The organism is Pseudomonas sp. P39-UII1, assembly GCF_039672635.1.
In the GTDB taxonomy this organism is placed as follows: domain Bacteria; phylum Pseudomonadota; class Gammaproteobacteria; order Pseudomonadales; family Pseudomonadaceae; genus Aquipseudomonas.
Genome location: NZ_JBDFPP010000003.1, coordinates 206,469 through 219,869 on the forward strand (window position 1 = coordinate 206,469; position 13,401 = coordinate 219,869).

The following is a 13,401-nucleotide window of genomic DNA, read 5'->3' on the forward strand; positions in this document are numbered from 1 at the left end:
CCGGTATAAAAAAAAGGGGAGCATCCGCCCCCCAGAGGTTAACCGCTAGTAGATGAGGGCTTCTGTCAGCCCTCGATCTCGATCAGGATCTCACCCGGCGTGACGCGATCACCCTTGGCGACATGGATGGCCACGACCTTGCCGGCGATGGCCGCCTGCACTTCGGTTTCCATCTTCATCGCTTCGGTGATCAGCACGGCCTGGCCTGCCTTGACCGTGTCGCCTTCCTTGACCAGTACATCGACGATGTTGCCTGGCATGGTGGTGCTGACATGGCCTGGGGCGCTGGCCTGCTTGCGCTTGCTGCTGCCGCCACCGACGAACTCGTTGAGTGGCTCGAACACCACTTCTTCCGGCATGCCGTCGATCGACAGGTAGAAGTGGCGCTTGCCTTCGGCCTTGACGCCCACACCGGTGATGTCGACGCGGTAGGTTTCGCCGTGCACGTCGATGACGAACTCGGTCGGCACGCCCTCACCGCCAGGGGCGGCGACTGCGCCGGCTTCAGGGATCGGCAACAGGGCTTCGGGGGTCAGCGTGCCGGCTTCGCGTTCTTCGAGGAACTTGCGGCCAATGTCCGGGAACATGGCAAAGGTCAGCACGTCCTCTTCACTGCGCGCCAGCGCGCCGATGTCGGCACGCAGCTTGGCCATTTCCGGCTTGAGCAGGTCGGCCGGGCGCACGTCGATCACGTCTTCGCTGCCGATCGCCTGGCGGCGCAGCTGTTCATTCACCACACCCGGGGCCTTGCCGTAACCGCCTTGCAGGTACAACTTCACTTCGTTGGTGATGGTCTTGTAGCGCTCACCGGCCAGCACGTTGAAGAACGCTTGGGTGCCAACGATCTGCGAGGTCGGCGTCACCAGCGGCGGGAAGCCGAGGTCTTCGCGCACCCGCGGGATTTCCGCCAGCACTTCGTTCATGCGGTTCAGCGCGCCCTGCTCCTTGAGCTGGTTGGCCAGGTTGGAAATCATCCCGCCCGGCACCTGGTTGACCTGCACGCGGGTGTCCACGGCGGTGAACTCGCTCTCGAACTGGTGGTACTTCTTGCGCACGGCATAGAAGTACAGGCCGATCTCCTGCAACAACTCCAGGTCCAGGCCAGTGTCGAACTCGCTGCCCTTGAGCGCAGCGACCATCGATTCGGTACCCGGGTGGCTGGTGCCCCAGGCGAAGCTGGAGATGGCGGTATCGATGTGATCAGCGCCATTTTCCACGGCCTTGAGCTGGCACATGGCGGCCAGGCCAGCGGTGTCGTGGGAGTGGATGAACACCGGCAGCGATTGCTCGGCCTTCAGCGCCTTGACCAGCTCGCCGGTGGCGTAAGGGGTCAGCAGGCCGGCCATGTCCTTGATCGCCACCGAGTCGCAGCCCATGGCTTCCATCTGCTTGGCCTGGTTCACGAAGGCCTCGATGGTGTGCACCGGGCTGGTGGTGTAGGCGATGGTGCCTTGGGCATGCTTGCCGGCAGCCTTCACTGCCTCGATGGCCACACGCAGGTTACGCACGTCGTTCATGGCGTCGAAGATGCGGAACACGTCGATGCCGTTGACCGCAGCCTTGGCCACGAACGCTTTGACCACGTCATCGCTGTAGTGGCGGTAGCCCAGCAGGTTCTGACCGCGCAGGAGCATCTGCAGGCGGGTGTTGGGCAAGGCATTGCGCAGCTTGCGCAGGCGCTCCCACGGGTCTTCCTTGAGGAAGCGCACGCAGGCGTCGAAGGTTGCGCCGCCCCACACTTCGAGCGACCAGTAGCCGACCTTGTCGAGCTTGTCGCAGATCGGCAGCATATCTTCGGTACGCATGCGGGTGGCCAGCAGGGACTGGTGGGCGTCGCGCAGGATCGTGTCGGTTACGTGGATTTTCTTGGACATTATTGGATTCCTCACAGGCCTGCGTGGGCGGCGATGGCGGCGGCGATGGCCAGGGCCAGCTCTTCGGGTTTGCGCTTGATCGAGTAGTTGGTCAGTTCAGGGTGGCTTTCGACGAAGCTGGTGTTGAACTGGCCGCTACGGAATTCTGGATTGCGCAGGATCTCCTGGTAGTACGCGGCGGTGGTCTTCACCCCTTGCACGCGCATGTCATCCAGGGCCCGCAGGCCGCGGTCCATGGCTTCTTCCCAGGTCAACGCCCAAACCACCAGTTTCAGGCACATGGAGTCGTAGAACGGCGGAATGGTGTAGCCGGTGTAGATGGCTGTGTCGGTGCGCACGCCCGGGCCGCCGGGGGCGTAGTAACGGGTGATCTTGCCGAAGCTGGGCAGGAAGTTGTTCTTCGGGTCTTCGGCGTTGATGCGGAACTGCAACGCGAAGCCGCGGTGCTGGATGTCTTCCTGCTTGACCGACAGCGGCAGGCCCGAGGCGATGCGGATCTGCTCGCGGACAATGTCGATACCGGTGATTTCTTCGGTGATGGTGTGTTCCACCTGCACGCGGGTGTTCATCTCCATGAAGTACACCTCGCCCTCGGCGAGCAGGAACTCCACGGTACCGGCGTTCTCGTAGTTCACCGCCTTGGCCGCACGTACCGCCAGGTCGCCGATGTAGGCGCGCTGTTCGGGAGTGAGCTGCGGGCTCGGGGCAATTTCGATGAGCTTCTGGTTACGGCGCTGGATCGAGCAGTCGCGCTCGAACAGGTGCACCACGTTGCCGAAGCTGTCACCGAGGATCTGCGCTTCGATGTGCTTTGGGTTGACGATGCACTTTTCCAGGAACACTTCCGCCGAACCGAAGGCTTTAGTGGCCTCGGAAATGACCCGCGGGAAGTTCTGCTCCAGTTCTTCACGGCTGTTGCAACGGCGAATACCACGCCCGCCGCCGCCCGAGGTGGCCTTGAGCATCACCGGGTAGCCGATGCGCTCGCCTTCACTCAGGGCTTCGTGGATGTCGGCAACGTTGCCTTCGGTACCAGGGGTCACGGGCACCCCGGCCTGGATCATGGTGCGGCGCGCTTCGGTCTTGTCGCCCATGCGGCGAATGACCTCGGCCGCCGGGCCGATGAACTTGATCCCGCGCTCGGCGCATATCTCTGCCAGTTCAGCGTTTTCCGACAGGAAACCATAGCCCGGGTGCAGGGCATCACAGCCGGTTTCGACAGCGAGGTTTACCAGCTTGCGCGGGTTCAGGTAGCCGGCCAGCGGCTCGGCACCAATGCTGTAGGCCTCGTCGGCGCGCTTGACGTGCAAGGCGTGACGGTCGGCGTCGGAATAGATCGCGACAGAGCGAATGCCCATCTCGGCGCAGGCACGCACGATCCGCACTGCGATTTCACCCCGGTTGGCGATCAGGATTTTTTTTATCACTGGAGTCTTCCCAAAGCCGTAGGAACAGTCGACCCGGTTCTACCGGTCGGCGCGTGACCAGACGTCGCTGGCCAGTCGCGTATTCACCCTAGCGCTGTAGGTCGATAAACAAAAATCAATATTTGTTAGGGGCTGTATTAGCAAAAGCTTATAGTTGAGTAACAAGGTTTTGCCGGAGCAGGTAAAAAATGCGTAAGTCATTGATGCGTATGACTTTGCGTCAGTTGCAGATCTTTAACGAAGTGTGTGATTTGCGCTCGTACAGCCGTGCGGCGGAAGAGATGGCGCTGACGCAACCCGCCGTAAGTCTACAAATCCGCCAGCTGGAGGAACTGGTTGGGCAGCCGTTGTTTGAGTATGTCGGCAAAAAACTCTACCTGACCGAAGCCGCCGAGGCGCTGCAACGGGCCAGCCGGGATATTTTCGGGCGCCTGGAAAGCCTCGACATGCAACTGTCAGACATGCAGGGCTCACTGCAAGGGCAGCTTAAACTGGCGATCGAATCCAGCGCCAAGTACTTCGTGCCACACCTGTTCGCCGCCTTCAAGCAGCGCCACCCGGAGGTCAACCTGACCCTCACGGTGGTCAACCGCGCCCAGGCGATCCGGCGCCTTTCCGATAACCGCGACGACCTGATCATCATGTCGATGGTGCCGCAGGACATGGGCCTGGAGTTTCTGCCGTTTCTGAACAACCCGATCGTCGCCGTGGCGCCGCCGGACCATGCCCTGTGCAAGCTTGAGCAACTGCGCCTGCAAGACCTGGAGCCTCATACCTTGCTGGTCCGTGAACAGGGGTCGGGTACGCGCAAGGCCTGCGAGGAGTACTTCAAGGACAAGCGCGTGCACTTCACCCAGACGCTTGAAGTGGCCTCGGCAGATGCCCAGCGCGAATGCGTGATCGCAGGCCTGGGCATTGCCCTGCTGACCCGCCACGCCGTCAATATGGAATTGGCTGCAGGGGTGCTAAGGGAGTTGCCGGTGGAGGAATTGCCCCTGTATCGCAGCTGGTGCGTGGTGCAGGCCAAGGCCAAGCGGCAGTCGCCGGTCGCCTTGGCGTTCCTGGCGTTCATCCGCAGCGAACGTGCGCTGATCAGCGCGCTTGTTGAACGTTTTTCGGGGAAGCCGCAGCTGAAGCCTGCCACACCGTGAGCTCTTGCAGCTCAGGGTAGTCCGCCAGGTCGCGGAGCAGTTGTCGTTGGTCGCAATAGCTTTCGATCGCGCGGCGGTACTCCATGCGGCGCTGATCCCTTTCCTGCTGTTTGCGAGCCTTGGCGTTTGGTAGGTACGAGCCATCGAAATCACGAGCCATGCCTGTCTCCCTGATCGAGTGCGAGGAGCTTCAGACTGGCTTCAATGGTTTACCGTTTTGCTGAGAAATGGTGACAAATCGGTGAAATTTGCAGCTGCTGCCTACACCCTCGATCAGTCGTCCATCGCCTTGATCGACTTGGGTGACAACCGCAGGCTGCGCAAGCTGCGCTTGACGCTCTTCAGGTGATTGACCAGGCTCGGCCCGCGGGCCATGGCCACGCCCATGGCCAGCACGTCGATCACCACCAGGTGGGCGATACGCGAGGTCAACGGGGTGTAGATTTCGGTGTCCTCGTGTACATCGATCGCCAGGTTGACGGTAGACAGCTCCGCCAATGGGGTTTGGCTCGGGCACAAGGTGATCAGGTTGGCGCCGCTCTCTCGCACCAGGTTGGCAGTAATCAGCAAATCCTTGGATCGGCCGGACTGAGATATGCACACCGCCACGTCACCCGGCTTGAGCGTGACCGCCGACATCGCCTGCATGTGCGGGTCAGAATAGGCCGCGGCACTCAGCAGCAGCCGAAAGAACTTGTGTTGAGCGTCAGCCGCTACCGCGCCGGACGCACCGAAACCATAAAACTCCACACGCTGCGCCTGGGCCATGGCACTCACCGCGCGCTGCAACGCCTGCGGGTCGAGGTGCTCGCGCACTTCCATCAGGGTGTGCAGGGTGGTGTCGAAAATCTTCAGGCTGTAGTCGGCAACCGAGTCGTCTTCATGGATCGCAAACTGACCGAAACTGGCGCCAGCGGCCAGGCTCTGCGCCAGCTTTAGCTTGAGGTCCTGAAAGCCCGAACAGCCAATCGCCCGGCAGAAGCGCACGATGGTCGGCTCGCTGATGCCCACGTTGTGCGCCAGGTCGGCCATCGAGCTGTGCATGACGGCAGCCGGGTCTAGCAGCACATGGTCTGCCACTTTCAATTCCGATTTGCGCAGCAGGTGGCGCGATTGGGCGATATGTTGCAACAGATTCACGGGCTGGACTCGGTTATGATCGGCTGGCCGGGATGTAGCTTTCTTGTAGTTATACTACATGGACGCCAACCCGCCCAGTTAAACGAACGTGGAGAGTGGCGGTTTGACGATTCCTTGCGACATTCTGGTGTTCGGCGGCACCGGCGATCTGGCCCTGCATAAACTGCTGCCAGCGCTCTATCACCTGTACCGCGAGGCGCGTCTGAACCCTGCCGTGCGCGTCATTGCCCTGGCCCGGCGCAACATAACGCGCAACGAGTACCTCAGGCTCGCAGAACGCCACTGCCGGGCGCAGATCGCCCGAAACGACTTCGATGAAGACGTGTGGCAACGCTTTTGCGCACGCCTGGACTACTTCCCCATGGATGCTGCGCAGAGCGCCGATTTTGGCCGGCTGGCGCGTTACCTCGGCGAACCTGGCGGGCTGGCCCGCATTTATTACCTGGCCACCGCGCCCAACCTGTTCGTGCCGATTGCCAATAACCTGCGCGTGGCCGGGCTCGCGGACCACGAAGCGCGCATCGTGCTTGAAAAACCGATCGGCCATTCGCTGGAGTCGGCCACCGCCATCAACGAAGCGATCGGCGCAGTATTTGACGAATCCCAGGTATTTCGGATCGACCACTACCTGGGCAAGGAGACGGTACAGAACCTCATGGCCCTGCGCTTCGCCAATGCGCTGCTTGAACCGGTGTGGCGCAACGGGCAGGTCGACCATGTACAGATCAGCGTCTGCGAAACCCTCGGTGTAGAGAACCGTGGCGGCTACTACGACCGCGCTGGTGCAACACGCGACATGCTGCAAAACCACTTGCTGCAGCTGCTGTGCCTGGTGGCCATGGAGCCGCCCGCGCAGTTCGAAGCCGAGGCGGTGCGCGACGAGAAGGTGAAGATCCTGCGTGCCCTCAAGCCGATCACCGGCCAGGACGTGCAGGACAAGACCGTGCGCGGCCAATACGGTGCGGGGCGAATCGGCGGTCAGGAAGTGCCTGCCTATTACTTCGAGAAAGACGTGGACAACGACAGCGACACCGAAACCTTCGTCGCCGTGCACGCCCACATCGACAACTGGCGCTGGGCCGGCGTGCCTTTCTACCTGCGCACCGGCAAACGCATGGCGCGTCGTTCGTCGCAGATCGTCATTCAGTTCAAGCCCGTGCCGCATGAGCTGTTCAGCGGCGGCCAGGTCAACCAGCTACTGATCCAGTTGCAGCCAGACGAGCGCATCAGCCTGCGCATGATGACCAAGAGCCCGGGCAAGGGCATGCGCCTGGAGCCGGTCGACCTCGACCTGAACCTGGCGCAAGTCTTCGGCCAGACCCGTCGCTGGGAGGCCTACGAGCGCTTGCTGCTGGATGTACTGGAGGGGGACTCTACCCTGTTCATGCGGCGCGACGAAGTTGAAGCGGCATGGGCGTGGATCGATCCGATCATCCAGGGTTGGGAGGATCACTTTCAAGCGCCCCGCCACTACGCCGCAGGTAGCAGCGGCCCAGAGCAAGCCAACAGCCTGCTGGCACATCAGGGCAGAACCTGGCATAGCTGAAGCCATTGCCGATTTCAGTCGTTCCCCAATGCAGGGCAACCGTTGACACAGAAGAAAGCCGTCCCGCTCCCAATGCTCCCGTGCAGTAGAGAAAGTCGCACTGCGCCTCTGGCGTAAACTCAACTGCCAAGGGATCCATCATGAGCAAAATCGAAAATCTGTATGCGTACAACCTTGAAGTTCCAGGCCAACCGACTTGCTTTGAAGTTCAGGGAACGGTGACCGTTGCCCACCCGGGTATCGAGCCTGTGCTGGTAGAACCCAAGAGACGTCACAGAGGTGGCTGGGAAGTGCTTCAGCTGAATCTGGAGGACAAGGGGGGAGCGAACCTTCAGGTTCTTACCGAGAAACCGGTATTTTACCGGCGCGAACGTGCGAGCTCGTGGAAAAGGCTGGAAATCATCCAGCCCGACGGCCCGCAGATAGTCGAGATCGGGCACCGTGTAGCCATCGACTGATGGCTGACAATGCCGGATCGCTGCGAGCGGTTTGGCATTGTGCTGCAGCCAAAACCCGATGAGCGACGTCCCATGAAGGTGAACATTTATACAGTAGGCGTTTGCCCCGTAACCGGCCTGCCCCTAGAATGGCCGGATGCACACAGATGACCTCTCCCTCCTGCTGAATTCCCTCAACGATGCCCAACGCCAGGCCGTCGCGGCCACGCTCGGGCGTCAGCTGGTGCTTGCTGGCGCCGGCTCCGGTAAAACCCGCGTGCTGGTGCACCGCATCGCCTGGCTGATCCAGGTGGAGCAGGCCTCGCCGCACTCGATCCTGTCGGTGACCTTCACCAACAAGGCCGCCGCCGAGATGCGCCAGCGTATCGAGCAACTGTTGGGCATCAACCCTGCCGGCATGTGGGTGGGCACCTTCCACGGGCTGGCGCACCGGCTGTTGCGGGCACACTGGCAGGAAGCGCGGCTGGTGCAGAACTTCCAGATTCTGGACAGCGATGACCAGCAGCGGCTGGTCAAGCGGGTGATCCGCGAGCTTGGCCTCGACGAGCAGCGCTGGCCGGCACGCCAGGCCCAGTGGTTCATCAACGGGCAGAAGGACGAAGGCCTGCGCCCGCAGCACATCCAAGCCAGCGGCGACCTGTTCCTGGGCACCATGCGCAGCATCTATGAGGCCTACGAACAGGCCTGCGAGCGCGCCGGGGTCATCGACTTTTCCGAACTCCTGCTGCGCGCCCTCGACCTGTGGCGCGACAACCCAGGCCTGCTCGAGCACTACCAGCGACGCTTCCGTCACCTGCTGGTGGACGAGTTCCAGGACACCAACGCCGTGCAGTACGCCTGGCTGCGCCTGCTGGCTGGCAGCGGCGGCGGCAGCCTGATGGCCGTTGGCGACGACGACCAGTCGATCTACGGCTGGCGCGGCGCCAAGATCGAGAACATTCACCAGTACACGGCCGACTTCCCAGACGCCGAAATGATCCGCCTGGAGCAGAACTACCGCTCCACCAGTGGCATCCTCAAGGCGGCCAACGCCTTGATCGCCAATAACAGCGGTCGCCTGGGCAAGGAGCTGTGGACCGACCTGGGCGAAGGCGAGCCGCTCACCCTGTACGCGGCTTATAACGAGCACGACGAAGCGCGCTACGTGGTCGAGACCATCGAGAGCCTGATCAAGCAGGGCAGCTCGCGCAACGAAATCGCCATCCTGTATCGCTCCAACGCCCAGTCGCGGGTGCTGGAAGAGGCCCTGCTGCGCGAACGCATCCCGTATCGCATCTATGGCGGCCAGCGCTTCTTCGAGCGTGCCGAAATCAAGAACGCCATGGCCTACCTGCGCCTGCTGGAAGGGCGTGGCAACGACGCGGCCCTGGAGCGGGTAATCAATGTGCCGCCGCGCGGCATTGGCGAGAAGACTGTCGAAGCCATCCGTGAGCACGCTCGCCACAGCCAGCTGTCGATGTGGGGGGCCATGTGCCAACTGCTAGCCGCCAAGGCCCTCAAAGGCCGCGCCGCCAGTGCGCTGGGCGCGTTCATCGAACTGATCGAGAATCTGTCGGGCAAAGTCGCGGACATGCCGCTGCACACCATGACCCAGACGGTCATCGAGCAGTCCGGCCTGATCCTCTATCACCAGGAAGAAAAGGGTGAAAAGGGCCAGGCACGGGTAGAAAACCTTGAGGAACTGGTCAGCGCCGCCCGCAACTTCGAAACCAGCGACGATGACGGTGACCTCTCGCCGCTGTCGGCGTTCCTCGGCCACGCCTCGCTGGAAGCCGGTGAAGCACAGGCTGACGAGCACGAAGACAGCATCCAGCTGATGACACTGCACAGCGCCAAGGGCCTGGAATTCCCCTATGTGTTCCTGGTGGGCATGGAAGAAGGCCTGTTCCCCCACAAGATGAGCCTGGAAGAGCCCGGCCGCCTTGAAGAGGAACGCCGCCTGGCGTATGTGGGCATTACCCGCGCCATGCGCCAGCTGTTCATGACTTATGCCGAAACGCGCCGCCTGTATGGCAGTGAGACCTACAACAAGGTGTCACGCTTCGTACGGGAAATACCGGCGGGCCTGGTTCAGGAAGTGCGCCTTTCCAACAGCGTCAGCCGCCCGTTCGGCGGCGCCAAGGCCACTGGCGCCAGCAGCCTGTTCGCCAATGCCAATATTCCGCAGACCTCGTTCAACCTCGGCCAGCGGGTACAGCATTCGGTCTTTGGCGAAGGCGTGATCCTCAACTTCGAAGGTTCCGGTGCCCAGGCGCGGGTGCAGGTGAACTTCGCCGAAGGCAGCAAGTGGCTGATGCTGGGGTATGCCAAGCTCGAGGCCATCTGAAGCCGCACCGGCCCTGTTCGCGGGCAGCCCCGCGACAGGCCGGACCTGGCTGCTTGTAACATTCAGGCAAAAGCTCGAAACATTATGTCGCTGGTCATGTGCCGGGGAACCTGTGCAACATGACGCGCGTGCAATCCACAACAGGGGATATCCCATTTATGCAACGTTTTCTTAGCATCGCACTGGCGCTCTGCGTCGGCCTGACGCTGAGCCTGGACGCCAACGCCAAGCGCTTCGGCGGCGGCAAGAGCTCGGGCTCCGCGCCTATTCACCAGACTCGCCAGGCTACGCCAACCACGCCTGCCGCCGCGCCGACCGCTCCGGGCCGCGCTCCGGCCGCCGCCAGCGGTGCTTCGCGCTGGCTGGGCCCACTCGCCGGCCTCGCCGCTGGCGGCCTGCTGGCATCCATGTTCATGGGTGACGGCTTCGAAGGCTTGCAGATCATGGACTTCCTGATCGTCGCCTTGATCGCTTTCCTGGTGTTCCGCTTCATCGCCGCGCGACGCCGTCAGCAGCAGCCGCAAATGGCCGCTCCGGGCCACGCGCCGTTCCAACGTGAAGCGCACGGCCAGCCTGCCCAGCCGTCGATCTTCGGTGGTTCGGCCGCACCTGCCGCTGCAGCTGCCCCGGTAATCAACGCCCCGGCCTGGTTCAACGAGCAGAGCTTCCTGGCCGCGGCCCAAAGCCACTTCCAGTCGCTGCAGCAGCACTGGGATGCCAACGAGATGGACAAGATTGCCGAGTTCGTGACACCGCAGATGCTTGAGTTCCTCAAGCGTGAGCGCGCTGACCTGGGTGATGGCTTCCAGGCCACGTACATCGACAACCTCGAAGTGCAGCTGGATGGCGTGGACGATCGCGCCGACCGTACCGACGCCACCCTGACCTTCCGTGGTGTGTCGAAGACCTCGCGCTTCGACCAGGGCGAAGCCTTCAGCGAAAGCTGGCACATGGTTCGTGCCCAGGGCGAGAACCAGCCTTGGCTGGTTGCCGGTATCCGCCAAAACGGCTAACCGACGCACGTTGCACAAAAAACCCCGGGCCTGCCCCGGGGTTTTTGCTTTTGCCAGACCGGCCTACTAGGGTATAACGCGCAGCGTTGTCATCAAGGTAAGAGGATACGAACCGTGGAAGAAGTGATCGAACAACTCCGTGAAGCCAATGAGCCGGTACCGGTACCCCTGGAGCTTCCCGACGAAGATCAGCTGGTCGAGGTCGAGGAACAGCTGTTCATCAACATTCCGTTCGTGTTCAAAGAGTTTCTGCTGACCGTCAGCGACGTGGTGTACGGCTCGCTGGAGCCGGTGACCGTCACCGACCCACAGTCGCATACCTATCTGCCTGAAGTCGCGGCCAGTGCCTGGGATGCAGGCGTACCGCGCGAACTGATACCGATCTGCCAGGACGGTGATGATTACTACTGCGTGGAAGAAGACGGCACCGTGGTGCTCTGGTCCGCTGAAGAAGAAATCGTTACCGAAGAAAGCTGGGAATCGGTCTGGCACTGGGCGCGTGACGTCTGGCTCGAAAGCTGATTCAAAGCCCGCCGCAGTAAGTGCTACCTCCTAGCTATCAGTGGCCGTACTATCGCCAGGCTTTCTGCGCCTGGCGACATCGCTACCGCTCCCCCCTCGGCCGACACTCAAACCTCGCGCAGAGGCATGCCCTCAGTGCGAATTCTCGCGGCTGTTCTCCAGCGTTTCCAGCAAGGCGATCTGCATGCGTGAATGCACGCGGATGAACCAGCGCCAGAGCACCGCCACCACCACCGCCGCCACTACTGCGATGATAAGTAGCAGTTCGTTGGTCGGCAGGATGCTCGCCGACAATGCAGACAGCAGCAGGAAGATCACCAGCAGCGACAGCAGCGGAATCACCTCTGCCACTACACGGCGCACGCGCTGGGTATGGCGGCCGGCCATTTCAGGCTTCACGCCCATCTCGGCCAGCAACATGGAAAGTGCTTTGAGCTTGCGGTAGGCCGCAATCAGGAACGGCAAAGAAAGCAGCAGCGCTGCACCCCAGATCATCGCCTTTTGCTGGCTGACATCGCCGACCCACTCACTGAGCCACGTGCCAATACGCCCGGCAAAATACCCACCGCTGAAGAAGATTGCGATCACCAGGGCCAGGTTCACCCCAACCTGCAGCAGGATGCGGCGGATCATCGCCGCCAGCATCGCGCTCTCACCTTGGGGCTGAATGCTGCGTAACCACTCGCCATACAGTGAAAGCACGCGCGATAGCCGGCTTGGCATAACCTTGCCGAGCTTTATCGACAGCGGGTCGGCCGCACGGATCAGGTACGGCGTTAACAAGGTAGTGATCGCCGAAACCGCCACGGCGACCGGGTAAAGGAAGTCGCTGGTCACCTGCAGCGTCATGCCCAGGGCCGCAATGATGAATGAAAATTCGCCAATCTGTGACAGCCCCATGCCTACGCGCAACGAGGTACGCCCGTCATTGCCGGCAATGAACGCGCCCATGCCGCAAGACAGCATCTTGCCCAGTACCACGGCCAGGGTGATGACCACGATCGGCCAGGCGTAGTCGAGCAGCACCTGGGGGTCGATCATCAAGCCGATGGCGACGAAGAAGATGGCGCTAAACAGGTCGCGCACCGGTTCGATCAACCGTTCGATTTTCAGCAACTGGCGCGACTCGGCCATGATCGCACCGATCAGGAAGGCGCCCAGTACCATGCTGTACTCGAGTTTTACCACCAGCAGGCAGAAGCCAAAGCACAGCCCCAGCACGGTGATCAGCAACATTTCGTTGCTCTCGAATTTCGCCACGTAGGCGAGCAGCCGCGGCACCAGCAGAATGCCGATGACCAACGCCACTATCATGAACAGCGACAGTTTGCCGACTGTGGAGAACACCTCGCCGGAACTGACCGAGCCACTGACCGCGATGCCTGAAAGCAGGGCGATGATGCCGATGCCGAGGATGTCCTCGACGATCAGCACGCCGAAGATCAACTGGGCAAAGCGCTCGTTCTTCATCTTCAGGTCGTTGAGCGCTTTGACGATGATGGTGGTCGAGGAAATGGCCAGGATCGCCCCGAGGAACAGCGAATCCATGGTGTTCCAGCCGAACCAGCGGCCAATCTCGAAACCGATCCAGATCATCAGCACGATTTCGAGGAACGCTGCAATAAACGCCGTGGCCCCCACCTTGAACAGCTTGCGCAGGCTGAACTCCAGCCCGAGGCAGAACATCAGGAAAATCACCCCCAGCTCCGCCAGGGTCTTGATCGTGTCTTCGTCGTGGATCAGGCCAAACGGTGGGGTATGCGGGCCGATGATGAAGCCGGCGACGATGTAGCCCAGCACCACTGGCTGCTTGAGCCGATGAAAGAGAATCGTCACCACCCCGGCGACCAGCATGATCACTGCCAGATCCTGGATGAAGCTGATGGCATGCATGGCGCGATACTCCTTTCTCGATGCCCGGGCAGACCGCTCCTCTGCCTAGGC

The 13,401-nt window shown here is 61.7% G+C and carries 11 protein-coding genes; 6 read left to right on the forward strand and 5 right to left on the reverse strand.

Annotated features, from left to right (window positions below; translation table 11 throughout):
* Positions 1-65: 65 nt before the first annotated feature.
* Positions 66-1,874 carry a sodium-extruding oxaloacetate decarboxylase subunit alpha gene (gene oadA / locus ABEH27_RS06140; protein ID WP_346612703.1) on the reverse strand — a complete coding sequence of 603 codons (1,809 nt, stop codon included), beginning with the start codon at positions 1,872-1,874 and terminating at the stop codon, positions 66-68.
* 11 nt (positions 1,875-1,885) lie between these two features.
* A complete protein-coding gene (locus tag ABEH27_RS06145; protein ID WP_346612704.1) occupies positions 1,886-3,301 on the reverse strand; it encodes an acetyl-CoA carboxylase biotin carboxylase subunit in 1,416 nt (471 codons plus the stop codon).
* Positions 3,302-3,504: 203 nt separating this feature from the next.
* On the opposite strand from ABEH27_RS06145, the gene ABEH27_RS06150 reads away from it, so the two are divergent.
* Positions 3,505-4,452: a LysR family transcriptional regulator gene (locus tag ABEH27_RS06150; RefSeq protein ID WP_346612859.1), complete on the forward strand. Its 948-nt coding sequence runs from the start codon at positions 3,505-3,507 to the stop codon at positions 4,450-4,452.
* Here ABEH27_RS06150 and ABEH27_RS06155 read toward each other — a convergent pair.
* Together ABEH27_RS06155 and hexR are read right to left on the reverse strand one after the other, a co-directional pair.
* On the reverse strand, positions 4,394-4,612 hold the full coding sequence (locus ABEH27_RS06155; protein ID WP_346612705.1) for a hypothetical protein: 219 nt from the start codon (positions 4,610-4,612) through the stop codon (positions 4,394-4,396). The genes ABEH27_RS06150 and ABEH27_RS06155 overlap by 59 nt on opposite strands.
* A gap of 113 nt (positions 4,613-4,725) precedes the next feature.
* Positions 4,726-5,592, reverse strand: coding sequence for a transcriptional regulator HexR (gene hexR / locus ABEH27_RS06160; protein WP_346612706.1), 867 nt, complete (start codon positions 5,590-5,592; stop codon positions 4,726-4,728).
* A 103-nt stretch (positions 5,593-5,695) separates the two neighbouring features.
* Here hexR and zwf point away from each other — a divergent pair, with 103 nt between their 5' ends.
* The 5 genes from zwf to ABEH27_RS06185 all read left to right on the forward strand — a co-directional run bounded on the left by zwf (position 5,696) and on the right by ABEH27_RS06185 (position 11,457).
* Positions 5,696-7,138, forward strand: coding sequence for a glucose-6-phosphate dehydrogenase (gene zwf, locus ABEH27_RS06165; RefSeq protein ID WP_346612707.1), 1,443 nt, complete (start codon positions 5,696-5,698; stop codon positions 7,136-7,138).
* 140 nt (positions 7,139-7,278) lie between these two features.
* Positions 7,279-7,596 carry a hypothetical protein gene (locus tag ABEH27_RS06170; protein WP_346612708.1) on the forward strand — a complete coding sequence of 106 codons (318 nt, stop codon included), beginning with the start codon at positions 7,279-7,281 and terminating at the stop codon, positions 7,594-7,596.
* Positions 7,597-7,732: 136 nt separating this feature from the next.
* Positions 7,733-9,922, forward strand: coding sequence for a DNA helicase II (gene uvrD, locus ABEH27_RS06175; protein WP_346612709.1), 2,190 nt, complete (start codon positions 7,733-7,735; stop codon positions 9,920-9,922).
* 158 nt (positions 9,923-10,080) lie between these two features.
* On the forward strand, positions 10,081-10,935 hold the full coding sequence (locus ABEH27_RS06180) for a TIM44-like domain-containing protein (RefSeq protein ID WP_346612710.1): 855 nt from the start codon (positions 10,081-10,083) through the stop codon (positions 10,933-10,935).
* A 114-nt stretch (positions 10,936-11,049) separates the two neighbouring features.
* Positions 11,050-11,457: an SMI1/KNR4 family protein gene (locus ABEH27_RS06185; protein WP_346612711.1), complete on the forward strand. Its 408-nt coding sequence runs from the start codon at positions 11,050-11,052 to the stop codon at positions 11,455-11,457.
* A 132-nt stretch (positions 11,458-11,589) separates the two neighbouring features.
* Here the strand turns inward: ABEH27_RS06185 and ABEH27_RS06190 are convergent, their stop codons facing one another.
* The gene (locus tag ABEH27_RS06190; protein ID WP_346612712.1) at positions 11,590-13,350 is read right to left on the reverse strand and encodes a cation:proton antiporter; all 1,761 of its coding nucleotides are present in this window, start codon (positions 13,348-13,350) and stop codon (positions 11,590-11,592) included.
* Between the last annotated feature and the right edge of the window lie 51 nt (positions 13,351-13,401).